The organism is Mucilaginibacter sp. Mucisp86 (assembly GCF_047324315.1).
Classification (GTDB): Bacteria; Bacteroidota; Bacteroidia; order Sphingobacteriales; family Sphingobacteriaceae; genus Mucilaginibacter.
This window is the reverse complement of record NZ_CP168503.1, coordinates 4,640,679-4,666,891: the sequence shown is the minus strand read 5'-3', so window position 1 is coordinate 4,666,891 and position 26,213 is coordinate 4,640,679. Positions and strand designations below refer to the sequence as shown.

The following is a 26,213-nucleotide window of genomic DNA, read 5'->3' as shown; positions in this document are numbered from 1 at the left end:
ATACATCCAACCCAAACAAATAAATCAGCTAATCCGTTAACTTTGTCAAATGCTTAAAGCCAAATCTATCCATAAATCATACGGACAGTTACAAATATTAAAAGGCGTTGACCTTGAGGTGCAAAAGGGCGAGATCGTAACCATCGTTGGCGCTTCCGGTGCCGGCAAAAGTTCCTTACTTAACATATTGGGTACCCTTGACAGGCCCGATTCAGGCACTTTAACCATCAATGATATTGAGCTAAACAAGTTAAATAATAAACAGCTAAGCGATTTCCGGAACCGGCAAATTGGTTTTATATTCCAGTTTCATCATTTATTGGCCGAATTTAGTGCACTTGAAAACGTTTGTATCCCGGCTTTTATAGCAGGCAAATCAAAGTCTGATGCTGAAAAAAGGGCCGCAGAGTTGCTCGACCTTTTAGGATTGAAAGACCGGTTACACCACAAACCCAACCAGCTATCAGGTGGTGAACAGCAAAGGGTTGCTGTGGCACGGGCGCTGATCAATAACCCTGCTCTTATTTTTGCAGATGAGCCTTCGGGCAACCTCGATTCGGTGAACGCGCTCGAACTTCATGAATTATTTATTAAGCTGAAGAATGATTTCAGGCAAACCTTTGTAATTGTTACTCATAATGAAGATCTTGCAAACCTGTCTGATCGTACAGTTACAATGAAGGATGGTTTAATTGTTAACGCCCATTAACATGAGCATTTTAATTACAGCCGCCACATCGGCACAAGCCTACCAGCTTAAAAACAAACTGGAAGGAAAAAATATTATTTTAGGTGATCATATGGATTTGCCCGATTTCATGTTAAAAACAGGCAAAATGATTTTGTTGCCTAAACCAGCTTCGGCAAGTTATACACATGAAATGTTAACGCTTTGCCTAGATAAGAGTATTGATTCGGTTTATTTATTAAGACCCGATGAAGCCGCGCTTTTATTAAAAGCCGAAACCCTTTTTAATGAATATGATATAAAACTACACGTAATTGCTTAATGGACTATAAGGATATCGATAAACGTAAAACGGCTTTTATTTTTGAGTTAGATGATGTGCTTTATCCTGCAAAGGATTACTACTTTCAAGCTTATTACCTGTTTGCAAACATGCTTGAATATATTGAGCTGATTGACGCGAAGTCCGCAACCAAAGTATTAACTGATACGTATATAGCTGAAGGGAAGGATGCCGCTTTTGACCGTTTAGCTGCAGAATTCCCGGTGGCTGAGCAATACCGTGATAAGTTCGAAAACCTGCTTTTAACTGCCAAGCTGCCGCTCAAGCTGCTTTTATATCAAAATATCCTTACCCTGATGCAGGAAATTGTGGTCGACCGCAAAGCACTGTTCATTGTAACCAACGGTAACGTACAGGAACAAGTAAATAAAATAAAGCAAACAGAGTGGCACGGACTGGAAAAATATCTCCGTTGCTATTTCACAGAAGAAACCACGCCAAAACCCGAGCCTGATGTAATTAACCTGCTTATTCAGGAGCATGGCCTTCAGCGTAAAGAGATAATAATGATTGAAAATTCGGAAACGGATAAGCTTTGTGCCGAAGCCAGCGGCATTGACTATATCAGTGTTGAAGATTTTTTATAGTATTATCTATAACATACTTACTAACAAGGCGTTTAAATACTTAAACTCAAGCTTATGAGAAAAATACTTTACTTTTTAACCCTTATTTCAATCGCATCATTATCTGCCTGCAAAAAAAACAAACCGCTGAATAATGGCGACGATGGAACTACCGGTCCGCCAAGCACCGGTACTGCGCTTGACCGTATAAGGGACTCCGTTTATCTCTACCCTCTGGAGACCTATTTATGGTACAACCAACTCCCCACTTACAAAAACTTTCAACCGCGTAATTATGTCAGCAGCGATACCATTACAGGCTTAAGCAGTGAGGTTGACCATTTGTCGCAATATGCCATAAATCCGGCAACTTCTCAGCCATACGAATATTACGATAATACCGGCACAGCCAAATATTCCTTTATTGATGACGGATCGGTATCAAACGAATTGAGCGGTAATGGCGGCGACTTCGGTTTTTCGGTGTTCTACCCTACCCGCACAGATTTGCGGATCAAATATGTATACCCAGGCTCACCTGCCGACCAGCAGGGTATTAAACGAGGCTACCAGATCACCAAGATCAATGGCCGTACCGACCTTGCTTATGATGACGGCGGCACAACCACACAGTTTGTAATACAGGCCTATGCTTACAGCAAAACTATAACCATGACGCTAACCAGGCCTGATAATACCACGCTTGATGTAACTATGAGCACTGCCAATTACACCATCAATCCGGTTATCACCTATAAAACATTGGATGCAGGTTCGGGCAAAACAGCAGGTTATATGGTTTTCAATTCATTCACCGATTTAGCCAATGCGAAACCTAAAATACTGGAAGCATTAAACAGCTTCACCGGTATTTCAGACCTTATCATTGATTTAAGGTATAACGGCGGCGGCTCGGTTGAAACTGCCGAATATTTTGATAACCTTTTAGTGCCTTCAGCCAAAAACGGCACTAAAATGTATACAGCCTATTTTAACGATAAGCTTACTAACGACAACTATACCCTGTTTAAAAATCTTTATGACATCCCTAAAGGTTTTTTCTCGGTGAGTAACCAAACCGTTAATTTTCAAAAGCAGGGTTCACTTAACTTAAGCCGTATATTCTTTATAGTTGGTAGCGGTACGGCCTCGGCAAGTGAATTAACTATTAATAACCTTATTCCTGAACTGGAAGTTCAACTAATAGGCTCAACTACCTACGGTAAACCGGTTGGATTTTATGGCATTGATATCAATAAATATCAGCTGTATATGCCAATGTTCTCTACCAGGAACTCGGCAAACAATGGCGACTACTATACCGGTATGACACCAGGAAAGGATCCTTATAAAGGTATCAGCGCTGCCGATGACCTAACCAAAGATTTCGGCGACCCTACAGAAGGGTTATTATCGCAAGCTCTAAGTTATATCTCAACCGGCAAGTATAAAACCGGTTCAGTAACAACACAAAGTTTGGCCGCCTCATCAAAAAACGTGCTTTCGGCCGATCAGAAACGCGCGATGGAGCAGAAGTTTAGCCGCAGTAAGGTAAAAGGCCTGATGCTTAAAACGCCCTCGGTATTTAAAAAGAAGAAGTAAAGGATAAATCTATTTAAAGCGTCATTGCGAGGTACGAAGCAATCGCCAATTAGCAGGTCTGCCCTGTATAGTTTGGGATTGCTTCGTACCTCGTAATGACGCTTTTGTTTATTTATTATATACTTTAAGCTTTCCGCATTCTGCTTTAAGCTTCCTTAATCAGCCAATTCCCTTAAATCAACAGGTACTACGCGGGAGATTCCCTGCTCAACCATGGTTACACCATAAATAACGTCGGTACTGGCGATAGTGCGTTTGTTGTGGGATACGATGATAAATTGCGACTCTTTGGAGAAAGTACGGATAATGTTATTGAACTTATCAATATTGGTATCATCAAGCGGTGCATCAACCTCATCAAAAATACAGAACGGCGCCGGCTTAAGCAGGTATAACGAAAACAGGATAGCCGTTGCGGTCAACGTTTTTTCCCCTCCCGATAGCTGATTAATTGACAGCGGACGTTTACCTTTTGGCTTGGCGATAATATCAATATCCGATTCGAGAGGATGATCGGGATCGGTCAGGATAAGATCGCATGAATCTTCCTCATTAAACAACGAGCGGAACACCTTGATGAAGTTTTCACGCACCATCATAAAGGCGGTCATGAACTTATCTTTGGCGGTATCATCAATTTCCTGGATAGTAGCCAGTAATGATGCTTTGGCTTCGCTCAAGTCCTTCTTTTGCGCCTGGATAAAGGTATAACGCTCATTCATCTCGTTATAAGCCTCTACTGCCATCGGGTTTATAGCCCCAAAATCATCCAGTTGTTTTTTCAGCTTTTCGGCTTTTTCGCGCAGGTCCTGCTCATTTTCACCTTCTGGCACTTCGCTTTCGGGCAGATCTTCAATATCTATATTAAACTCAACCGAAAGACGTTCTTTCAGCGCGTTCAGGTCTATTTTTAAATTATTGCGTTCATCGCGCAGCTCGTTTTCAATAACTTCACTGTTTTCCTTTTTCCGCCTCAATGAGCTTATCTGGTTCTCATTTTCGGTGATCAGTCCGCGCCATTGATAGTATTCCTGCTCGGCTTGTTGGGTGGCCTTTTCCAGATTTTCCTTCTGCTCGTACATCTCCAACAAATTGTCGTCCGAGTTATCGGCCAGCTTCAGGTTTTCCTGTATGGCAACCTTTACCTTTTCGAGCTCAACTGTATTTTGACGGATACGCGTATCAAGGTTTTCCTGCTGACTATCGCGGTAATCGAGGTCTTTCATTAACCCCGACACCTTGTTTTGCTGCTGGTGGAAACGGATATTTTCCTGGTTATAGGCGTTCGATTGAACCGACACGTATTCGTTAAGCTCGTTAAAAGCCATCTGCTTATCGGCCAATAAATCGCTCTGGATCTGGCGCTGCGTTTTAAGTTCGGCCAGTTGCGGTTGCAGGGCGGCCATTTCATCTTTTATGCCAGCAATTTTGCGGGCGATATCTTCCTTACGGTTAAGACTGTTTTCAATAAAGGTTTGGTATTGCTCCTGGCGGGTTTTCACGGTGATCAGCTCCGTATTTAACCTGTTAATGATCATTTGCTGCTCATTGATCTCAGCAGCCTTGGTCGAACCGCGTAGCGCGCCAAGCTTATTCTGCAGCTCTTCAGACTTTGTTCTGAACGCTCCTACCTGGTTCTCAATTCCACGAATCTCTTTAGCAAGGTTCTCCAGGTTTTTGGCACGACCGATCCTTTTACCCTCAAACAAACCGACTGAACCACCGGCCATGGTATGTTTTGATTTATTGAACTTACCACTTTTACCAATCAGCACCACACCTTGAGGTAAAGCCTCGCTGTTGATCTGGCCTTCTTTGTCATCATCAACCAGGTAAACACCTTTAAGCAGATAGTTACAAAGCGGCAGGTAACGTTTTTCAACCTCAATAACGCCAAGCGCAGGTATAGCGTCGCTTTTTTCAAAATTCACCTGTGCTGCAGCTTCATCGGCATAATTATTCAGTACAAAGAAGTTTGCACGCCCCTTAGCCGAATTGCTGAGCAAATTGATAGCCTTTACCGCGTCGTCATAGCTTTCAACCACGTAGTAGTTCATGAGCGGCTCGAGGTAGTTTTCGATGGCTACACGAAATTCCTCTTTACAAAAAAGCACATCGCTAAACAGGGGTGCGTTTTTAGCCCAATCGGTATTCTTTTTCAGGAACCTGATAGACTCAGGGAAGCCCTCCAAACTATCAACCATACTTTTGGTAAGGTTATATTCGTTTTGCTTGGCATCCAGACGGCGGCTTTCTTTTATAATGGTATCCTTAACCGAATTCAACTCAACGTCGGTTTCGGCAATCTGCTCTTTTAATTTATTTTCAAACTCAACAGCCTGCTGAAATTCATCATCAAGCGTTTCTTTGCGGTATTGCAACTCGGCAACCACCTGGTTAAAGTGTGAAAGTTCCACCTCTTTGTTGGTGGTATCTTCCATATTGCGCTGGCTTTCCTGCTCTAAAGCCTGCTGCTGGATCTGTAATATATCCAGGTCTTTTTCCGCTTTATAAGCCTGGTTTTGCAGGCGGGTATTGATATTATTGAGTTCGTTGAGCTCATTACGCGCTTCGGTTTGCTGTGCACGTAGTTCATCAACGGCCTCCTTTAAATCGGATAGTTTACTTTGAATGGCTTGTAAAGTTTCATCCTCAGTGGCCTTTTCCTCGTTTAAGCGTTTGATATTGTATAAAACGTGGTTCAGCTGGTTCTTGTCACGCTCTAACTCATCTGTTAGCCGCGATTCTTTATCCTGCTGAAACTTCAACTGCTCATTCTTAATCTTCTTTTCGCTTTCGTAAGCGCGGATCCTGGAAACAAACTCGTTGGTTGTTTTTTGCTGAACCGACAAGTTTTTTTCTTTGGTGATACTATCCAGCTTCTGTTGCTGCAATGTAGCTTCCAAAGTATCTATCTGGGCTATGATATCGCCTTTCTCGGCTTTGTGCTCCAGCTCCTGCTCCTCTATCTTTTTTAACGATTCGCTAAATGCCACTATCCTGAACGAAGCCAGCATAATGCTCAGCGTTTTATATTGCTCCTTTAGGCGATAATACCGTTCTGTTTTCTTCGCCTGGTTTTCCAGTGATTTGAGGTTCTTTTCGATCTCAAAAAGCAAGTCATCCACACGGGCCAGGTCGGCCTCGGTTTCTTTCAGTTTACTGAAGGTTTGCTTTTTGCGGAGCTTGTATTTGGAGATCCCCGATGCTTCCTCGAACAGGTTTCGGCGTGAGCCTTCCTTATTGGTGATGATCTCATCGATCATCCTTAACTCAATGATAGAGTAAGAATCGGAACCGATACCTGTATCCAGGAAAAGATCGGTAATATCCTTTAAACGGCACTGCACATCGTTTAAGCGGTATTCGCTTTCGCCGGTACGGTAAAGTTTACGGGTAAGTGTTACCTGCGAATAATCGGTAGGCAGGATATTTTTTGTATTATCAAAAGTGAGGGAAACCTCGGCAAGGTTGGCCGACTTACGGCTTTTGGTACCGTTAAAAATAACGTTATCCATCTTCTCCGAACGGAGCGCCCGGGTGCTTTGCTCACCCAAAACCCAACGGATACTATCCACAACGTTCGACTTACCACAACCGTTAGGCCCCACAATAGCGGTAACACCCTCATTAAAATTGATGGTTATTTTATCGCCAAAACTCTTGAAGCCCTTGATTTCTAAACGGGTAAGCTGCATTTAATTTATTAAGTACCTTGCGAAGTCCAAACCTCCAAAGTAATTATAAATAATTGAGTTTTGAAAGTATATTTTCACCCCTCTAAATCTCCCCAAGGGGGAGACTTCTAACATCTTTTTGTAGCCCTCCCCCAGGGGAGGGTTGGGTGGGGTCAAACCCTTATCTCCCCTTTTAAATAAGTAACCGCTTTGCCGCTCATCAGCACGCGGTCGCCTTTAAGCTCACACCAGAGCTCACCGCGGCGGGCCGAAAGCTGATATGCATGAAGTGTATCCTTACCCAGGCGTTTTGCCCAGTACGGGATCAGGTTACAATGTGCCGATCCGGTAACGGGATCTTCGGGGATACCGGCACCGGGCGCAAAAAAGCGCGAAACAAAATCAGAGTTATCGCCGGGAGCGCTGGCTATGATTCCCACGGTATCCATTTTCGACATGGCAAAGAAATCGGGTGTAAGGTCCCTGATATCCTGCTCGGTTTCATAAACAATGAAGTAATCCCTTGAGCGTAAAAAAGCTACAGGCTGCTTTTCGCCAAGCGCTTCGGCCAATCCGTTAGGCGCTTCTATGGGAATAGGTGGCCTTGAGGGAAAGTCCATTGTATATTTATCGCCATCGCGCTTTACAGTAAGTGATCCGGCCTTTACTGTTTCAAATTGGATGGTATCCCCTTCATATCCCAGCTCCGAAAACAGGATATGTGCCGAGGCCAGCGTAGCATGCCCGCAAAGGTCTATCTCATATTCCGGCGTAAACCAACGCAGCTTATAACCGGCTCCTTCTTTTACAAAAAAAGCGGTTTCAGCAAGGTTGTTCTCAATAGCTATCATTTGCATGGTAACATCGGGCAGCCATTCATTAAGCGGGCAAATTGCCGCCGGGTTGCCGCCAAAAAGCTTATCGGTAAACGCGTCGGCCTGGTATATTGGGATAGTCATATCAGATATCGTATTTTAGCTAATATAGTAAGGTGAAAGCCAAGATGCAAGACCATAAGAGCCAAGATTTAAGACCGCAAGAATCAAGATGCAAGACCATAAGAATCAAGAAACAAGACTATAAGAATCAGGACATTTATTATTCAGATTCTGTAATCGCGTTTCCTATTTCTTTATTCCTGCATCTTGACTCTTATAGTCTCGATTCTGTTCTCACTCAATCCATAAAACGGAATTACCCGAATTATATTGATTGGGTTCGTAAAGTTTATTACCAGGGTCAATAATCCATTTGTCATCAACAATAAATTTATACAACTGTTTACCCGGTTTAAGTCGTACGCTTACTGTCCACTCACTGCCATTGAAAGCCATGCTATAACCAAACTTATCGAAGTTATTAAAACTACCTGCCAAATGAACGCTTTTAGCATTATTGAAGCCACTTAGTTTAAACGTGTAATTAGGCTTAACTGAAATAAATGAGTTAACAATGCCTCCTTCAACCATATTGCGTGGATTGGCCGGATCAGTTATCCACTTATCATCCACAACAAACTTATAACCGTAATTACCTGGCGGGATAATTAACGATAATACCCAGCCAGTTTTAGCTTTAGTAAGCGGGATCAGGCCGCGCTCCCAATTATTAAAGCTCCCGCCTACATATACCTTTTTCGCATCGGTATACCCGTCGAGCTTAAAAATAACTGTTTCACCAAGGTTCAATATCGAATTCATAAGGCCATCATCGCCCTGGATTTTGTTGGGATTAGCCGGATCGATGATCCATTTACCGTCAACTAAAAAACGGTAAGCCTGCGTACCATCATGCAAATACATTTGTTTCTGCCATACTCCACCGCTTTTCTCCATTATAATACTGTTGGCATCCCAGTTATTAAAACTTCCGGTCAGTATTATTTTATGAGCATTCGCATTGCCATTCAGTTTAAAAGTGTAGTTATACCTGAAGTAGATGGAATTATCATCATGATCGGCTACGAGGTTATTGTACCTGTCGTTGATCCAGTGGCCATCAACAATAAACTTATACTCGTATTTGCCGGGTTTAAGTTTTACATCGGCAATCCAGCCGCTGTCAGTTTTAGCCATGACGCCTTTAAGTGTACTCCAGTTATTGAAGTTGCCTGATAACAGAGCCCTCCTGTTCTGTAAATACCCGGGCAAAAAGAACCGCGTTAAACCCGACGCCAATTCATGCACAGTAACTTTAGCAAACTTGTTGATACCGAAATTTACATCGGCCGGATATCCGGGCGAGCCCTCATCATCGTTATCTATTTTAGTAGTTATCAGGTATGGTTTGATTTGCGGATTTTTATTGAGGTTTTCAAGCGGACTATCGAACTCCACGATGTTCCCCTGTTTTTTTGCCATTGTCCAGCCGTCCTTTTGCAGGGCGGTAAAATCACCTTTCAAAATAGCGGCTGCATTTGCCCCCTTTAAGCCTGCTTTTTTGAGCAGCGTATCCACTTCGGTTTTAGACGAGCGCATATCAATGAACAACACCAGTTTATCGCTACCTATAACCAGGTTACTGTGTTTTTGCGCGCTTAAAGGCAGGGCCATGCAAATCATCGCAAAAAAAACAATAACTATATAAATGGCCCTCTTCATATTACTGGTTATTGTAAATGTACATTTCAAATTCTTTTTTAACAAAGTTGATGGTGAATATGCCCCTCACAAAAAAATCGTAACCTAAAACGCCATCAATTTTGTAGCCGTATGCGCTCCCCATTTTTTCGAGGCTGGTTATCATGATGCGGTTTTTCATATACTTACGATCTCCGACAACCAGGTTATCAAAACGGGTATAAATCACTTCGATAGAAGTACCGCCAATGCCCATAATTTTTGAACGGCTAATGACTTCCATATCAGGGATCAACTTTTTTGAGCGTCGGTAATCAAGTAAACTGGTTTCGGCAGCGCTGTCAAAGGCAAACCAAAGCGAATTATCATTAACCGTCCCTTTCATTAAAATAACATCATTAAGCAACTTGAAAGGGCTTACCATAAAACGGTCATGAAATACCTTTTCGGCTTCGGGGATATTACCGTTTTCATCAAGCTTTTGGATGTAGAGCGTATTGCGAAACAGATCGACAGTAACTGCAAAATCGGCAAATAACCGGGTGCCCAGTAAACCCAGTATCTTTATCCCGCGACCGTTTTCAATAGAGGAAAGATCGGTAACATCGGCCCTTAGTTTTGAATAATGCAGATCAAGGATATTTAAGTTGCGGACATAAGTTGTAAAAGAACTGCCGGCAGCCCCATTAATCCCGGCAGATTCCTGTTCGGCAGCATGCGGCAGATCTCTGAAATAGGTTTCATTCAAAACCAGGTAAGGCGCACCCGTATCAAGCACAAAATTGCCCTCGAGGGTATCAATCTGGGCTTCGATCACAATGAGGTTCCCGGCCCTTTTTATAGGGATAACCAACGTTTTGAAATCGCCTGTAGGTGAAGCATCGGGTTCGGGCTTTACATTTTTAAAGGTGATGCCATCAAGAGTCACTTTCTCACTTCCCGCTGCACCAGGGCAGCAGAAAAATAAAAAAAGGACCAACAGATAAAACTTAGGCATCGCATTAAATACTATACCTAATAGACCCTCATTTTATACTTTAAGTTACACGGACCGATAATTAAATAATGTGATTGATGTAACCGTACCTGATCAGGTCATCGGGGTTATTTATAGCTTTTGTACTGCCATCAGTGATCAGCACTATCCTATCGGCCACGTCAAGAATGTTATAATACTGATGATCGGTAACAATGATACCTTTTACTTCTGCACACTTACGAATAACTCCCTTAAACATCTCCGCTTGTACCGGTGAAACGTGGGTAAACGGTTCATCCAGTAAAATAAAATCCGCCCGGCTGTAAATACACATCAGTGTTTCCAGTTGCCTCAACTCCCCGCCCGAAAGCTGGCTTGGCTTTTTTTGATAATGATCCTGATAAATTGGCAATGAAGTAAATCCATCAACAAACTGAGGGTCAATAATAATTTCGGCCAGGTTTTCGATCCTTATATTTTGCGGCAGGTAATTATGTTGTGGCAAATAGGCTACACGCCCTTCGTCATAACCTTTGTAAACGTACCTGTCGTCAATACTTACGTGCTTGTACAATGGCTTTAGGGTACCGAAAATGATCCGCAGCAACGACGACTTGCCGCAACCGTTACGGCCAAGCAAGCCTACCACCTCGCCCTGGCGGCAACTGAGATAAATATCCTGCAATATCTTGCGCCCATCAAACTCCAGGTGAACGCTGTCGGTTTTTAAAATATGCTGACCCAATATTTTACAAGCGTTAAGAGTGATAGCAATATACCGTAAGCCAGGGCATCGCAAGTAAACGCGTATAAATACAATCTGCCTACTCTATAACCCGCATTGCGAAAGTAGAAGAACGTTTTGTTGGCGTTGTAATTATAATACTGAAAACCAATGATTAAACCATAGCTCATTATTTTCAAAACGTATGATCCAATAACATTCACCTCTCCACGGAGTAAAAAGTAAATGCATACCATATTGATGGTCATGCACCATAACAATATTGATCTATAAAAATACCAGGTAATTTTTATGGTGTTACGCATCCAGCTATCGTGACAGGTCAGCTAAAATAACGTAGGTTGCGAATTAAAATTTTCCCCGTCGGCAATTCTTATTTTGTTCACCAACAAATGTGCCTGCCGGGTTGGTTCGGGAATGCGATAGCCACGGATACAATTTTTGATCAGTTCAACACTTTGTTCCATGCTGATGTGGTGGCCCGGAGATATGTAAATGGGATTACATTTCTTTTTAGTACGTAAAGCGATTCCTATCACCTCCCCCTTATCATACATCGGGCTCTGGTCAAAAACTTCATTACCGGGTTCCTGGTACCTGCCGTAAAGCCGGCTTTTAGCGCTGCCTATAGATGGTATATTGGTAAGCAGACCGAAATGGGTTGCTATGCCAGTACGGCGCTCGTGCGCTATTCCCTGTCCGTCTAAAACCATAACATCTGGCTTAAAAGGCAATTTTTCCCAGGCTTCGAGCAAGGCAGGGACTTCCCTGAATGCCAGCAGACCGGAGATGTACGGAAACTTTGTTTTACTGATAGCCGTTGCCTGCCCAATGATAGTCAGCTCCGGATATTTAAGCAGGATGATGCCTGCGTAAACCACTTCCGAATACTTATTGAATGAAATATCAGCACCACCCATAACTTTGACAGCCTTATCTAAGGGGCGAATATCAATTTGCCTGCGCAATTCATGCTGATAAGCAATGGCTTGTTCGGGGGTAAGGTTTTCATATAATGCTGCCTGCACCGTTGATTGGGGGGATGATTACGTTGATTTCGCTGATGACTTATTGTATGATAATGATTTTTATGGGGATTTTGTTTTGATTCTGATGGATTTACTCAATCGCATGTTCAAGCGTCCACGCTTGAACAATACTGAAAGTGAGCGTCCACGCTCAAGATTTACTGCCTTATTAATAAGCGTAAGCGTGGACGCTTGAACCTGCCTTGTCTTAAAAAAAACCAACCACTCACCTAATCAACTCGATCAACTATTCACCTCTAATACGAACTCACATTACTATAATCAATATTAGTTACGCCACTATAATCGGGCACAAAAGTATCTTCCTTGCTGATAGCCATATCAAACTCAAATGACGCAGGATATGGTGTGTTCAACAAACTGCCTTTGGGAATATAAGGGAACAGCTCGCCATAAGTAAGGATCTGGCTGTGGTTAATGCGGCGGTAAATATACATACGGTGCAAATCGCAGGGCTTGGTTAAGCCTGCAGCGCCTATCATTTGTATGGCGCTACTTACGGTTAACTTATGAAAGTTAGCTACGCGAACCTTTTTATCATCAACTACCAGGCCTTTCATCAGGCTTTTATCCTGGGTAGCTACACCTGTGGGGCAGGTATTGCTATTACACTCCAGCGCCTGGATACACCCTAATGCGAACATCATACCGCGGGCACTGTTACACATATCGGCGCCGAGCGCAAAATTTTTGACGAGATCAAAGCCAGTAGCTACTTTGCCTGATGCTATGAGTTTAATATTCCTTTTAAGATCGAAACCTGTTAGCGCATCGTAAACAAAGGCAAGGGCTTCGCGCAGCGGCATCCCTACCGAGTTACTAAATTCAAGCGGAGCAGCACCGGTACCGCCCTCTCCCCCATCAACGGTAATAAAATCGGGCGTGATGCCGGTTTTAACCATGGCCTTGCAAATAGCTAAAAACTCGCTCTTATGGCCAACGCATAATTTAAACCCGACGGGCTTCCCCCCCGAAAGATCGCGAAGCTTTTGAATAAAGGTCATCAATTCCAGAGGATTGGTAAAAGCGGTATGATATGGCGGCGATATTACATCCTCCCCCATCTCCACCAGCCTGATACGGGCAATTTCAGGCGTAACCTTAGCCGCCGGTAAAATACCGCCATGGCCCGGCTTTGCTCCCTGCGATAGTTTGATCTCGATCATTTTTACCTGCGGAAGTACTGCACGTTCGGCAAAAGCATCGTAGTTAATAGTACCATCTTTATGGCGGCAGCTGAAATAGCCTGTGCCTATCTGCCAGATAATATCACCGCCGGGTTGCAGGTGGTAATCGCTCAAGCCACCCTCGCCGGTATTGTGGGCAAAATTATCCAGCTTAGCCCCACCATTAAGCGCAAGGATAGCGTTCATACTCAATGAGCCAAAGCTCATGGCCGAAATATTAAATACACTGGCCATATAAGGTTGCTTACAGGCCGGACCGCCTACTTTTACACGCGGATCCATATTTAGTTTATGGTGATCAATGGCTGCAATGCTATGGTTAAGCCATTCGTAACCATTATCGTACACATCAAGCTCGGTACCGAAGGGGCGCGTGTCATCAACCTTTTTGGCACGCTGATAAACTACACTCCTGTTTTGGCGGTTGAAGGGCGTACCGTTGGTATCGCTTTCAATAAAGTACTGGTATATTTTGGGCCTCAACTCCTCCATCAAATACCGCAGATGACCAAACACCGGGTAATTGCGCACAATACTATGCTTAGGCTGTACCATATCATAAAAGCCGATAAGATATATTGGCCCAATGAACAGGAATGACCATACAGCCGGCGGCCAGATGATGGTCCACAAGGCAAGCATACTGAATATGATAAAGAACGAAACAATGAAGAGCTTTCTCATGGATGGTTAATTTTGTATGAAGCGGCTATTAAGTTTTATAAAAATAGATTTATAATCTAAACAATAGGGCAAATTTGTGGTTAAGAAACTTACCCAATGTCGTTTTAAAGTCACAAAGTTAAAATAGATGTTTAAACATCTATTTTTGTGTTTATCTTTGTATCAACAAAAAAGAAATAAAAATCATGGCAACAGAAACAGCAACAAAATGGGTTATCGACCCTATGCACTCAGAAGTACAATTTAAAGTTAAACACCTGGTTATTTCAACCGTAAGTGGTTTTTTCAAAAGCTTTAATGGTGAATTATTAACTGATAATGATGATTTTGAAAATGCTGAAATTGATTTCTCTTTAGATATCAACAGCATTGACACCAACCAGACACAACGCGACGAGCACTTGAAATCAGCCGAGTTTTTTGACGCTGAAAAATATCCTCAGATCACTTTCAAATCTACTTCATTTACCAAAACTGATGACGAAGAGTATGAACTGAAAGGTAACCTGACCATTAAAGATCAAACTAAACCGGTTACTCTTGACGTAGAATTTGGTGGCTCGGCTGCCGACTTTTATGGTAACACCAAAGCAGGTTTTGAAATCAGCGGTAAAATTAACCGTAAAGATTTCGGTTTAACCTGGGACGGCGTAACCGAAGCCGGTTCAATTGTAGTTGGCGAAGACATTAAATTGTTAATCAACATACAATTTGCTAAACAAGCTTAATTGTTTTAATACTGTTGCTGTGTTTTAACTTTTAAAATGCCGCTGTTGTTAAAGGATCCAAACAACACGGCATTGTTGAAACGGCAGAGCAGATTAAAATTAAATAGTAAAGCCATTCTGATTTAGTCAGGATGGCTTTGTTGTTTAGCAAGGTTTTTAGCTTATAATTACTTAGTTTTAGGGTGAAACCAAAACCCATGAGATACCTTCTGACTCTGTTTATTCTTTCTCTGATGCTGGGTTGCAGCCAGCGAACTCCTAAAAGGCAAACAAATCAAAATGTAAGTCAACATCACAAAGAAGACAGTATATTGGTTGGTGGCGCAGACACAATAGACATCAGTACTATTAAAACGAAGATGTTTAAATATTCAAAAGCTGATTTAAGAACGATCTTAAGGCATAATCCTGAACTCAACGATAGTATGCCTGTTCATCCTGATATTACTTATGGCAAACGAGGGATATGTGGAGATTCAACTATCGATAAATCTGACCCGGTTGATATTTTTAGCAGTGAGATTGGACAAGACGATTATTACCTGTTGTATGCCTATTTTTTAAAGAAGAGAAATGGAGGGGAGAAATATCAAAAAGAGCGGGAAACGTTAATTAAAATTTATCGCGATATAAATTTCATTTTTGGCAGATTAGCCCAAGGCGGCACTTATTTCGGACATCAAGATAACAGAATTTTAGGAGAAGCCGAATACAGTATTTATCGGGGAAAAGGCAACGATTATTACGATAAATCATACGATATAACTAAGCAAAAAATGCTCTATCTCAATGCGCTTAAACAACAAATAACCGATGAGTTAAGCTCAAACTTCGACTTTCCCGATAAAGAAAAGCCTAAATTAAAAAAAGAGCTATTTGAAACCGTAAAAGAACTGGATGGGTTAATAACTGATTACTTCTACTTAGAAAGCACACGTACATTCCAGTATTCAAGTTATTAACATAGCCATATCAAACTTACGAAGTTTTTAAAACTTCGTAAGTTTTCTCCGTCGCATTGCAAAATAAGCTCTAATAACATGATTTAAAGCACGTTTAAGCCGCCGTTTTTAAACCAAGTAGCGCTATATTTGTTCTTATACTTATGTTAATTAAAATATATCCCGAAAACCCTAATCCAAAGGCTATTGAGCAGGTGGTTGAGGTATTAAAAAAAGGCGGTCTCATCATATACCCTACCGATACCATTTATGGTTTGGGGTGCGATATCACCAATCACCGTGCTATTGAGGCCATTTGCAAGATCAGGAACATCAAACCCGAAAAAGCTAACTTCTCATTCATTTGCTATGATCTGAGCCATATTTCTGATTATATCAAACCGATTGACAATACCACTTTCCGCGTGATTAAAAAGGCGCTGCCGGGGCCGTTCACATTTATTTTCAATGCCAGTCATATGGTGCCCAAAATGCTTAGCTCCAACAAAAAAACGGTAGGTATCAGGGTACCCGATAATAATATCGCCCGCGAAATTGTACGAGTATTAGGTAACCCAATCCTCTCAACCTCCATAAGGGACGACGATGATATCATAGAATACTCTACCGATCCGGAACTGATCCACGAGAAATATGAAGATTTGGTTAATATTGTAATTGACGGCGGTTATGGGGATAACATCCCATCAACCATAGTAGATTGCACTACCGGCGACTTTGAGATTATTCGTGAAGGTAAAGGCGATTTGGAGTTATATTTATAAAATACAATCACCCGTAGTTGGCACAAGTCATCCCGATGCGGGCCGTCGCCCAAGACTTGCGCAAAGGGATGGGCGCGTCTTTAAATAAAAGAAAATGTCATTTCGATTGAGCAGCGGGGCATCGGCATTGGGGCGAAAGAGAAATCTTATACACCCTATAGAGTCGTAGACATGTTTTAGAACAGGGCGTATAAGATTTCTCCTCCCCCTCACAAACTTTCCACTACCGGTTCGTCGAAATGACATTCGGTTTTATTCATTAATATTCATTGAGCGGTGTATATTTTTTACGGCCTTATCCCCTTCACAAAGCCATCAATCTTATCCATATAACCGTCCTCTCCTAATAATTTTACAAACCTGCTGCCTATAATGGCACCGTTGGCGTAGTTACAGGCTTTAGTAAAGCTGCTGCTATCGGTAATACCAAAACCAATAACAGTAGGATTGTTCAGCTTCATGGCTGTGATACGTTTATAGTAATCCTCAACACTATCACTTAATTTCAAATTATAGCCGGTTATGGTTGATGACGATAGCAGGTAGATAAAGCTGCTGCTCAAATCGTCAATTTTGCGGATCCGCTCTTCGGATGTTTGAGGCGTTACCAGGAATATATTACTCAGGCCATTATCAATAAAATATGAGGAGTACATGTTTTCATATTCATAAATTGGCAGATCGGGTACGATAATACCATCAACACCAACTTCGGCCGCCTTTTTGCAAAAACGCTCAATGCCGTACTGGGCAATTGGATTAAAATAGCCCATAAGCAAAATAGGAATGCTTACGCGGCTGCGCAATTCGGCCAGTTCTTCAAATAAAACTTTAAGACTCATGCCGTTTTCCAATGCTACCTCCGAGCTATGCTGAATAGTTGGGCCATCTGCAACAGGATCGGAGTATGGAAAACCGATCTCCAGGAAATCGGCGCCTGATTTTTCGAGGGCTTCGGCAATATCAACCGTGGTGTTCAGCGCAGGATAGCCCGCTGTAAAATATATAGATAACAGGTTGTTATTTTTTGATGCAAAAAGCTTGTTTAAACGGTTCATTGTATTTTATTTGTCGATGGACGATAGACCATAGTCCATAGTTTATTTAGTACCCTATTGTTGCTCTTGTTTTCCAGTGTAAGCCATGGTCTATGAACCATTAACTATGAACTATTCTAATAGCCGAAATATTTAATATAAGTATCCAGGTCCTTATCTCCCCTGCCCGAAATGCAGATCACTACATTATCGTTTGGCTCAAACTTCATTTTCTCCAATTGAGCCAAGGCATGGGCTGTTTCGATGGCCGGAATGATCCCTTCCAACTGACAGCAAAGTAAGCCAGCCTGTAAAGCTTCATCATCGGTAATGCTTACGTATTCGCCGCGGTGGCTTTTAAATAAATGCGCGTGCTGCGGACCAATACCAGGATAATCCAAACCAGCCGAAATAGAGTAAGGCTCAACAACCTGCCCGTCTTCAGTTTGCATCAGGATGGTACGACTGCCATGCAATACGCCCTCGTTGCCTAAGGCTGTAGTAGCAGCAGATTCGCCGCTGGCTACACCCTTACCTGCCGCTTCAACTGCTACCAGTTTCACGCTTTCATCATCCAGGAAATGATAAAACATGCCCATCGCATTACTGCCGCCGCCTACACAGGCCAATACGTATTGTGGTAATTCGCTGCCTGTATGCTCTACCAATTGTTTTTTTGTTTCAGCAGAAATAACAGACTGAAAACGGGCCACCATATCAGGGTATGGATACGGACCAACTACCGAACCTATGATATAATGCGTATCAACAGGGTTGCCTATCCAATCGCGCAGGGCTTCGTTGGTAGCATCTTTAAGTGTTTTACTTCCCGATGTTGCCGGTACCACCTTTGCGCCCAGCATTTTCATACGCGACACGTTAGGTGCCTGGCGGGCCATATCAATTTCGCCCATGTAAACCACACATTCAATGCCCATTAAAGCGCATACAGTTGCTGTTGCCACCCCATGCTGCCCTGCACCGGTTTCGGCGATGATACGTTTTTTGCCAAGGCGTTTAGCAAGTAAGATCTGCCCTATGGCATTATTGATCTTATGCGAGCCGGTATGGTTCAGGTCCTCCCTTTTAAAGAAGATATTAGCACCATATTTTTCTGAATACCTTTTGGCATGATATAACGGCGAAGGCCTGCCAACATAATTTTTTAACAGATCATCAAACTCGGCTTTAAAACCCTCATCATTTATAATATTGAGGTATTGTTGCCTTAATTCCTCTACGTTAGGATATAACATTTCGGGAATGTATGCTCCCCCAAAATCGCCATAATAACCTTGTTCGTTAACTCCGTATTTCATCTGTGTTTTATTTTTGACGACATTAAATGTGTCTTTTAGTTTTTCAATATTCTTTAGGCCAGGTTCAATTTCAAACCTGCTGTTAAGGTCAACCCCGTAAAATTGAGGATGTTTAATATTTTTAACTTCAGCTATATTTTCAGGGCCTATTCCGCCTGATAAAAAGAAAGGGACATCCAGTTTATATTGATCAAGAATGGCCCAATCAAAAGTTTTACCCGAGCCACCATATTCTTTTGTTTTGGTATCGAACAGGAAAAGATCAACATTGTTGGCATAATCCTTCAATTGCTCAAAATCAAAGTTCTCATTAAGGCCAAATGCCTTTATTACAGTCACCTTGCCTTTAAACTTCGCGCAAAACTCAGGGCTTTCATCGCCGTGAAATTGAACGGCATCAAAGCCATATTCAGCAATCAGCTTTTCAATATTTTCGGCGTTCTCATTTACAAAAACACCGGTTTTTTTGACAGAAGCAGGTATGGTTTGCAATGCATCAACCGCTAAACCTGCCATATACCGGGGCGATTTTCCATAGAAAATAAAACCAACATAGTCGGGCTGCAAAGTGGTAACCGCTTCAATATTTTCAGGATGTTTTAAACCGCAAACCTTTATTTTCATGGCTTAGTTTTGCAATAAATTATTAAAGCTTTTCAATGCCTTTTTACCAAGCAATGCTTCCTCTGCCTCATAAAAACAATCGCCAAAAGTTTTTTCGGGGTTTATGGTTCTGATAGCCAGCGCAGCATTAGCCAATACTACGTTATTTTGAGCCGTTGTCCCTTCTCCCTTAAGTACATTACTAAATATAGCTGCCGAAGCCTCAACGGTATCACCACCGATGATCTCTTTCGGATCAAGCAATTCAAAACCCAGGTCTTCTACACTATTGATCTTTTCACCATCGGCCGAGAAAGTTTTAAAATCGCAGGTTAATGAAATTTCATCGTAACCTTCAAGCGCGTTTATGATGGTATATTTTGTAGTTGATTTTTGGTACAGGTAAGCATACACACGTGCAAGTTCCAGGTTAAATACCCCTACCAACTGATTATCTGGCTTAGCCGGGTTAACCATGGGGCCTAACATATTAAAGAAGGTTTTAACACCAAGTTCTTTACGGATTGGCGCTACGGTTTTCATAGCCGGGTGGAACAATGGTGCATGCAGAAAACAGATGTTTGCCTCATCTGTACTGCGTTTCAGTTTATCCATATCATTAGTAAACTGATAGCCCAAATACTCCATTACATTTGATGAGCCACAACCTGATGATACGCCATAGTTACCGTGCTTAGCTACTTTGTAACCAGCACCCGCAACCACAAATGAGGCCAACGTGGAGATATTGAAAGTATCCTTGCCGTCACCGCCGGTACCACAAAGGTCGATAAGGCCATCAGTTTCCAGGTCAACCGGCAAACAAAGCTCCAGCATCGCATCGCGGAAACCTTCCAGTTCTTCAACAGTGATGCTTCGCATACAATAGGCCGTCATGAAGGCTGCCATTTGCGCATTGTTGTATTTGCCTTGCGCAATGTTCATCAAAATGCCTTTAGATTGTTCCCTGCTAAAGGTTTTGTGCTCAAAAAGATGATTAAGTATCTGTTTCATTTACCCCCCAACCCCCTAAAGGGGGAGTTAATATGCATAAATCGTTATTTCCATTTTCCTGCCCCTTCGCAAATTCTTCCCCCTTTAGGGGCCGGGGCCAGACATAAAAAAAGGGCTGCCGTATGGCAACCCTCCTGAATATATTTTTCAAACAAACACGGAATTGCCTTACGATTACTCGTTAAGCCACCACCAATTGCTGTTTAATTTTATCATTGTTACTTGTTGGCACAAATATGTAAATAGTTTTTATAAAAACAAACAGAATTTAATCACTTAGTGAATTATTGAGTTAGTGAATTAAGGTCAGTTAATGAATTATCGAGTTAGCGAATTAGTGATTTAATCTGGAAAGCAATCCAAGATTACTTAAATTCGATATTTTAGCTGTTGATTTATTGGATCTGCGGTATTGCCCGCGTTCAATCAAAAATTCACTAAATCACTAACTCAACAATTCACTAATTAGCTCCATGGCCATACGTAAAGATAAAATTAACCCGGAAGACGATCTTGGTTTTGGTACCCAGCCGGTTATCAAGAGCCAGCCGGTTATTAATAAGGATGGTACTATCAACGTAAAGCGTACTGGTCTGCCATTTTTAAGTACAGCCAACAATTACCATTCGCTGATTACCATGAGCTGGCGCAAGTTCTGGTTCATTGTTTTCAGTGCGTACTTCACGGTAAACATCATTTTTGCCCTTATTTATTTTTCGCTCGGGCCAGATGTTTTAGACGGTAAAAGCGGCAACGATAGCTTCGATCGATTTATGGATGCCTTCTTTTTCTCGGCACAAACCATATCAACGGTAGGCTACGGGCACATCAGCCCCAAGGGTATTATACCTAATACTATAGCAGCACTCGAATCCATGATGGGTTTGCTGGCATTCGCTTTGGCTACAGGTTTACTTTATGGTCGCTTTTCACGCCCTTCGGCCAAGATCATGTATAGCCGCAATGTGCTTATCGCCCCTTATCGTGATGGCGGCAAAGGACTGATGTTTCGTCTGGCTAACGAACGGAAGAATATCCTGATCGATCTGGAAATGGAGGTAGTTTTTAGCTATAACGACGAGGAGAACGGCAAAACTGTACGTAAATTTTTCCAGCTGGAACTGGAACGTACCCGCGTTAGCATCCTTACCCTGAACTGGACGGTAGTGCACCCGCTTGATGATAACAGCCCTATTAAAGACATCACCTCCGAAGAACTTCAACGCAGGCAAGCCGGCTTAACCGTCAGCCTCAAAACATTCGATGATACTTTTTCACAAACCATCCACTCACGTACCTCCTACCAGTACGATGACTTTATATGGGATGCTAAATTTAAACCCGTGTTTGAGCGCGATGAAACAGGCCGCGTTGTATTGGATTTGAGCAGGATAAGTGCGTATGAACTTGTGGGTCATTAGGTCATTAAGTCATTTTATCGCTTTGAGAGCGTTGTTGGTCATTGGGTCATTACATCATTAAGCCACTTTTATCGCCTTAAAAGCAATGATTCAATTACCCAATGAAATAATGACACAATGACCTGATGGCTACCAAAAATGACTAACGCAGTAACGGATCCCGCTCCTTTGTAAAAACGTTATACACCATTTTATCTAAAAAAGCCGGGACAAATTTACTTAGGGCTACGGTTAGCTTGCCCTGGCCGGTCATGATGAGGGTGCGGCTGCGGTTTTCTATGCCATCGGCTATAATTTTAGCTACCTCATCGCTGCTCATCATTTTTTGTTCTTCAAGGGTACTTTCGCCTTGCTGTTTGCCTTCGCTATTTAAAGCTGTATTACGGATATTTGATGCAGTAAAGCCAGGGCAGGCAGTTAATACATGAATGCCGGTTTTCAGGTTTTCAACCCGTAACGAATCTAAAAAGCCGTTCATCGCAAATTTTGATGCCGAATAGCCCGAGCGGCCCGGCAAACCTTTATATCCTGCAATGGACGATACCCCTACTATGCTGCCTTTGGTCTTGATAATTTCGGGCAATGCGTATTTGGTACAATAAACCGTGCCCCAAAAGTTCACATCCATTAAGGTCTTCAACACATTAAGGTCGGCGTCTTTAAACAGCGACCGCATAGACATACCGGCGTTGTTGATCAATACATCAACTTTACCAAATGTGGTGAGTGTTTGCTTAATGAGTTGTTTGCAATCGTCCTCAACAGTTACATCGCATTGTATGGCAAGCGCTTTGATCTTATATTCCTGCTGTAATTTTTCGGTAACCTGGCAAAGTGTAACGTATTGCCTTGCTGCCAGCACCACATGTGCGCCGCGCTTAGCACATTCATAAGCAAGCGATTTTCCGATACCCGACGAAGCGCCGGTAATTATAACAACCTTATCATTTAACTTCATACGAAGGAGGAATTAACTGGGGGATGCCCTCCACCTTAAGTTCAGGCACCTTAAATAAATATTTGGACGCGAAGATAATCATCGCACCATAATATTCCTTAATGTGTATCCAGCTAAATTTAACCTTGTTTTGTATGTTAAAGTTGATGATATATGTTTTGGGGAAATAGTAATTTTTAAACCCTGCAAGCCTGATGCGGTACGAATAATCAATATCATAACCATAGGTATGAAAACGCTCATCCATTAAGCCTATGTGATTAAGGGCTTCTTTACGCAATAACATGAAAGCACCGTTTATGATATCCGACTCAGAAGTCTGAAACTCTTCTACCCAGTCTTTACTCTCCGGGTTAGTGAGCCTTGATTTGGAGAAATGTTTTGCCAGCCCTGTTAGCTTAAAGAAAGTTTCCCATGGTTTGTTAAAGCCGCGTTTTGACTCTTTCAGAAATTTACCTTCTGGAGTTATCATGCGTACACCTAAACCACCGGCTTCAATGTGCATGTCCATAAACTCAAGTGCTTTGTCTACTGTCTTCTTGCCTGTAATTGTATCCGCATTGACCAGTAAAATATACTCGCCTGTAGCCAATTTAAGCGCATGATTGTAGGCGCGCGCCATGCCCTCATTTTTATCGTTGGCTATTATTTTCACATCAGGAAATTCGGTATTAAGCATGGCAACGGACTTGTCGGCCGAGGCATTGTCGACCACAAAAACCTCGTGACTAACGTCCTGGGCAGCCCTGATCGCTGCATTCAGGGCAATTCTGAGCAGGTTGCAGGTATTATGGCTTACAACAACTATTGATAGTTTCATACTTACTTTGATAGTGAATTTTCATACGGAACGCGGGTAGCTATCGAGCGGCCCAAAGTTATTTCGTCCACGTACTCTAATTCACCACCAAAAGCTATGCCACGAGCTATGGTTGTAATGGTAATATTGAAACTTTTTAATTTTTTATGAAGATAGAACAGCGTTGTGTCACCCTCCATAGTGGCGCTGAGTGCAAAAACCACCTCTTTTACCTCATTATCAGCTGTTGGCTTAAGGCGTTCAATGAGGGTATCCACCTGCAAATCTGACGGCCCAACGCCATCCATTGGCGATATTAAGCCGCCAAGCACATGATAAACACCATTAAACTGATTGGTATTTTCGATGGCCATTACATCGCGGGTATCCTCAACCACGCAAATGAGGCTATGATCGCGGCGGTGCGATGAACAAATCTCACAAACTGGCAAATCGGATATATTATGACAAACGCGGCAAAACTGTATTTCGTTGCGAAGCTTGGTTACCGCGGTACTAAATCGTTCAACATCCTGCTTATCCTGGTTAAGTAAATGCAGCACCAAACGCAGGGCAGTCTTTTGACCAACACCCGGTAATTTGGCAAATTCGGCTACAGCATTTTCCAGTAATTTGGACGAGAAATTCATTGTGCGAAGGTAGGGAATTTAAGTCGGAAGTCCGAAAGTCGGCAAGTCCGGAAGCCGGGAAAGTAGATTTAGAAAATTTAAAGCAGATAAGTTATGATTGGCAAATCTTACAATGTATTTGTATTTTGCAAAAAATCCTCCGGACTTTCGGACTTTCCCGATTTCCGGACTAAATAAAAATCTTTCGGACTTTCGGACTTACCGACTTTCGGACTCACCCGACTTTCGGACTTCCGACTCCGGACTAAAAAAATGCCTATGTCGCCCGGAGTATTATTATCATTCATTATTGGTTACTTTTTGGTTTTACTGATCATCTCCTGGCTTACATCAAAAAAATCCTCGGATAATGATACATTCTTCGTAGCCAACCGAAATTCAAAATGGTACCTGGTTGCCTTCGGGATGATTGGCACGGCATTGAGCGGGGTTACATTTATCTCTGTACCGGGCAAGGTTGGTACGGATCAGTTTGCTTATTTTCAGTTTGTGCTGGGTAACGCAGCAGGGTTTATTATTATAGCCACCGTATTACTCCCATTATACTACCGGCTTAAGCTCACGTCCATTTATAGTTATATTGAAGGTGCTTTAGGTGTTTGGAGCTATAAAACTGCGGCAGCCATCTTTTTGGTAAGCCGCGTTATCGGCTCGGCATTCCGGTTATACCTTGTGGTTATCGTATTGCAGAAATTCATCTTTGATAGTTACCACGTACCCTTTGCCGTTACAGTATTGATATGTTTGCTGCTTATCTGGTCGTACACCTTTAAAGGCGGATTAAAAACCATTATCATTACCGATAGCCTGCAAACGTTTTTCCTGGTGCTATCGGTTTTCCTGTCGATATACTTTATTTGCCAGAGCCTGCACATGAACATTTTTGAGGCTGCCGAAACCATCAAAAACAGCAGCTACTCCAAAATATTTTTCTTTAACGATTTCATGAGCAGCAAGCTGCATTTAGGGAAACAATTTTTAGGGGCCATGTTCATTACCATAGGCATGACCGGGCTCGATCAGGACCTGATGCAGAAAAACCTCAGCCTTAAAAACATCAAAGAAGCACAAAAAAACATGTTCAGCTTTGTTGGCGTTTTTGTAGTGATCAATATCTTTTTCCTGAGCGTTGGCGCTTTGCTTTATATGTATGCAGCTAAAAACGGCATCAACGTTACCAAAACCGATTATCTGTACCCTACCATAGCCCTCCAATATCTTGGGCTTGTTCCGGCAATGATATTTATGCTGGGATTAACAGCCGCCACCTTTGCCACTACCGATTCGGCCCTTACGGCGCTAACCACTTCCTTTTGTGTGGACTTTTTAGGCTTTAATAAGCGTAGCGATGTAAACAGCAAAAAGATGGTGGCCGTGCGGCATTGGGTACACATAGCCTTTTCGGGGCTGATGTTCTTGACCATTATTATATTTAACGCCATTAATAACGAAGCAGTAGTAAGCGCTATATTCAGCGTAGCATCTTACACTTACGGCCCATTACTTGGCTTGTATTCATTTGGCTTGTTTGTAAGCAACAGGCAGGTAATGGATAAACTGGTGCCTTTCATTTGCGTACTCTCTCCTGCTATATGTTATTTTCTAAATGCCGAATCAAAATCAATTTTAGGCGGATATGTTTTTGGTAACGAACTCATCATTGTGAACGGACTAATCACATTTGTTGGGTTGTGGGTATCCTCTTCGAGGAAGTCCGAAGTCCGTCAGTCGGAAAGTCCTGAGATTGGGTAATTAAAAAGTTAAATGACTAATAAACCGGAATCAATTTTCTTTGTACTTTGCATTAATTAATATAAGATAAAACTCCCGGACTTTCGGACTTCCCGGACTTTCGGACT

The 26,213-nt window shown here is 42.3% G+C and carries 22 protein-coding genes; 9 read left to right on the top strand and 13 right to left on the bottom strand.

The genetic code is table 11. The features are described from left to right. The first annotated feature begins 49 nt into the window (after nucleotides 1-49). Genes ACEN9X_RS19855 through ACEN9X_RS19840 form a run of 4 tightly spaced genes read left to right on the top strand, consistent with a single transcriptional unit; the run spans nucleotide 50 to nucleotide 3,199 of the window. Complete coding sequence (locus tag ACEN9X_RS19855; protein WP_413666780.1) at nucleotides 50-709, top strand: ABC transporter ATP-binding protein; 660 nt, start codon at nucleotides 50-52, stop codon at nucleotides 707-709. 1 nt (nucleotide 710) lies between these two features. Further along, on the top strand, nucleotides 711-1,010 hold the full coding sequence (locus ACEN9X_RS19850) for a hypothetical protein (RefSeq protein ID WP_413666779.1): 300 nt from the start codon (nucleotides 711-713) through the stop codon (nucleotides 1,008-1,010). Next, nucleotides 1,010-1,618 (top strand): HAD family hydrolase, encoded by a 609-nt coding sequence (locus ACEN9X_RS19845; protein ID WP_413666778.1) that lies wholly within the window; start codon nucleotides 1,010-1,012, stop codon nucleotides 1,616-1,618. Before ACEN9X_RS19850 ends, ACEN9X_RS19845 begins: the two co-directional genes overlap by 1 nt. 54 nt (nucleotides 1,619-1,672) lie before the next feature. Next, complete coding sequence (locus ACEN9X_RS19840; RefSeq protein ID WP_413666777.1) at nucleotides 1,673-3,199, top strand: S41 family peptidase; 1,527 nt, start codon at nucleotides 1,673-1,675, stop codon at nucleotides 3,197-3,199. A gap of 155 nt (nucleotides 3,200-3,354) precedes the next feature. Here the strand turns inward: ACEN9X_RS19840 and smc are convergent, their stop codons facing one another. From smc to ACEN9X_RS19805, 7 genes are all read right to left on the bottom strand, one after another. Beyond that, nucleotides 3,355-6,897, bottom strand: a complete 3,543-nt coding sequence (gene smc, locus ACEN9X_RS19835; RefSeq protein WP_413666776.1) for a chromosome segregation protein SMC — start codon at nucleotides 6,895-6,897, stop codon at nucleotides 3,355-3,357. 152 nt (nucleotides 6,898-7,049) lie between these two features. Then, nucleotides 7,050-7,835 carry a PhzF family phenazine biosynthesis protein gene (locus ACEN9X_RS19830; protein ID WP_413666775.1) on the bottom strand — a complete coding sequence of 262 codons (786 nt, stop codon included), beginning with the start codon at nucleotides 7,833-7,835 and terminating at the stop codon, nucleotides 7,050-7,052. Between the two features lie 213 nt (nucleotides 7,836-8,048). Continuing rightward, on the bottom strand, nucleotides 8,049-9,476 hold the full coding sequence (locus ACEN9X_RS19825) for a glycogen-binding domain-containing protein (protein ID WP_413666774.1): 1,428 nt from the start codon (nucleotides 9,474-9,476) through the stop codon (nucleotides 8,049-8,051). Nucleotide 9,477: 1 nt separating this feature from the next. After that, nucleotides 9,478-10,452 carry a pepsin/retropepsin-like aspartic protease family protein gene (locus tag ACEN9X_RS19820; RefSeq protein ID WP_413666773.1) on the bottom strand — a complete coding sequence of 325 codons (975 nt, stop codon included), beginning with the start codon at nucleotides 10,450-10,452 and terminating at the stop codon, nucleotides 9,478-9,480. A 61-nt stretch (nucleotides 10,453-10,513) separates the two neighbouring features. Beyond that, a complete protein-coding gene (locus tag ACEN9X_RS19815; protein ID WP_413666772.1) occupies nucleotides 10,514-11,179 on the bottom strand; it encodes an ATP-binding cassette domain-containing protein in 666 nt (221 codons plus the stop codon). Between the two features lie 326 nt (nucleotides 11,180-11,505). Then, nucleotides 11,506-12,207 (bottom strand): deoxyribonuclease V, encoded by a 702-nt coding sequence (gene nfi / locus ACEN9X_RS19810; protein WP_413666771.1) that lies wholly within the window; start codon nucleotides 12,205-12,207, stop codon nucleotides 11,506-11,508. Nucleotides 12,208-12,464: 257 nt separating this feature from the next. Then, entirely contained in the window at nucleotides 12,465-14,099 is a 1,635-nt protein-coding gene (locus ACEN9X_RS19805; RefSeq protein ID WP_413666770.1) for an FMN-binding glutamate synthase family protein, read from the bottom strand. Between the two features lie 185 nt (nucleotides 14,100-14,284). Here ACEN9X_RS19805 and ACEN9X_RS19800 point away from each other — a divergent pair, with 185 nt between their 5' ends. The 3 genes from ACEN9X_RS19800 to ACEN9X_RS19790 all read left to right on the top strand — a co-directional run bounded on the left by ACEN9X_RS19800 (nucleotide 14,285) and on the right by ACEN9X_RS19790 (nucleotide 16,553). After that, on the top strand, nucleotides 14,285-14,827 hold the full coding sequence (locus tag ACEN9X_RS19800; protein ID WP_091219559.1) for a YceI family protein: 543 nt from the start codon (nucleotides 14,285-14,287) through the stop codon (nucleotides 14,825-14,827). A 197-nt stretch (nucleotides 14,828-15,024) separates the two neighbouring features. Beyond that, complete coding sequence (locus ACEN9X_RS19795) at nucleotides 15,025-15,789, top strand: hypothetical protein (RefSeq protein ID WP_413666769.1); 765 nt, start codon at nucleotides 15,025-15,027, stop codon at nucleotides 15,787-15,789. 143 nt (nucleotides 15,790-15,932) lie between these two features. Further along, entirely contained in the window at nucleotides 15,933-16,553 is a 621-nt protein-coding gene (locus ACEN9X_RS19790) for an L-threonylcarbamoyladenylate synthase (protein WP_413666768.1), read from the top strand. Between the two features lie 287 nt (nucleotides 16,554-16,840). Here the strand turns inward: ACEN9X_RS19790 and trpA are convergent, their stop codons facing one another. The 3 genes from trpA to trpD form a co-directional block, all read right to left on the bottom strand. Next, nucleotides 16,841-17,611, bottom strand: coding sequence for a tryptophan synthase subunit alpha (trpA, locus tag ACEN9X_RS19785; protein ID WP_413666767.1), 771 nt, complete (start codon nucleotides 17,609-17,611; stop codon nucleotides 16,841-16,843). Nucleotides 17,612-17,727: 116 nt separating this feature from the next. Continuing rightward, nucleotides 17,728-19,533 carry a bifunctional phosphoribosylanthranilate isomerase/tryptophan synthase subunit beta gene (locus tag ACEN9X_RS19780; protein ID WP_413666766.1) on the bottom strand — a complete coding sequence of 602 codons (1,806 nt, stop codon included), beginning with the start codon at nucleotides 19,531-19,533 and terminating at the stop codon, nucleotides 17,728-17,730. A 3-nt stretch (nucleotides 19,534-19,536) separates the two neighbouring features. Continuing rightward, nucleotides 19,537-20,526 (bottom strand): anthranilate phosphoribosyltransferase, encoded by a 990-nt coding sequence (gene trpD, locus ACEN9X_RS19775; RefSeq protein WP_413666765.1) that lies wholly within the window; start codon nucleotides 20,524-20,526, stop codon nucleotides 19,537-19,539. Nucleotides 20,527-20,999: 473 nt separating this feature from the next. On the opposite strand from trpD, the gene ACEN9X_RS19770 reads away from it, so the two are divergent. Further along, on the top strand, nucleotides 21,000-21,947 hold the full coding sequence (locus ACEN9X_RS19770; RefSeq protein WP_413666764.1) for an ion channel: 948 nt from the start codon (nucleotides 21,000-21,002) through the stop codon (nucleotides 21,945-21,947). A gap of 142 nt (nucleotides 21,948-22,089) precedes the next feature. On the opposite strand, the gene ACEN9X_RS19765 is transcribed toward ACEN9X_RS19770, so the two are convergent. From ACEN9X_RS19765 to recR, 3 genes are read right to left on the bottom strand one after another with little or no spacing between them, the layout of a single operon-like run. After that, nucleotides 22,090-22,905 carry an SDR family oxidoreductase gene (locus tag ACEN9X_RS19765; protein WP_413666763.1) on the bottom strand — a complete coding sequence of 272 codons (816 nt, stop codon included), beginning with the start codon at nucleotides 22,903-22,905 and terminating at the stop codon, nucleotides 22,090-22,092. Beyond that, nucleotides 22,892-23,725 (bottom strand): glycosyltransferase family 2 protein, encoded by an 834-nt coding sequence (locus ACEN9X_RS19760; protein WP_413666762.1) that lies wholly within the window; start codon nucleotides 23,723-23,725, stop codon nucleotides 22,892-22,894. Before ACEN9X_RS19760 ends, ACEN9X_RS19765 begins: the two co-directional genes overlap by 14 nt. Before the next feature lie 2 nt (nucleotides 23,726-23,727). Next, entirely contained in the window at nucleotides 23,728-24,354 is a 627-nt protein-coding gene (gene recR, locus ACEN9X_RS19755; RefSeq protein WP_413666761.1) for a recombination mediator RecR, read from the bottom strand. A gap of 258 nt (nucleotides 24,355-24,612) precedes the next feature. Between recR and ACEN9X_RS19750 the strand changes: the two genes are divergently transcribed. Continuing rightward, nucleotides 24,613-26,106, top strand: a complete 1,494-nt coding sequence (locus ACEN9X_RS19750) for a sodium:solute symporter (protein ID WP_413666760.1) — start codon at nucleotides 24,613-24,615, stop codon at nucleotides 26,104-26,106. Nucleotides 26,107-26,213: the final 107 nt, after the last annotated feature.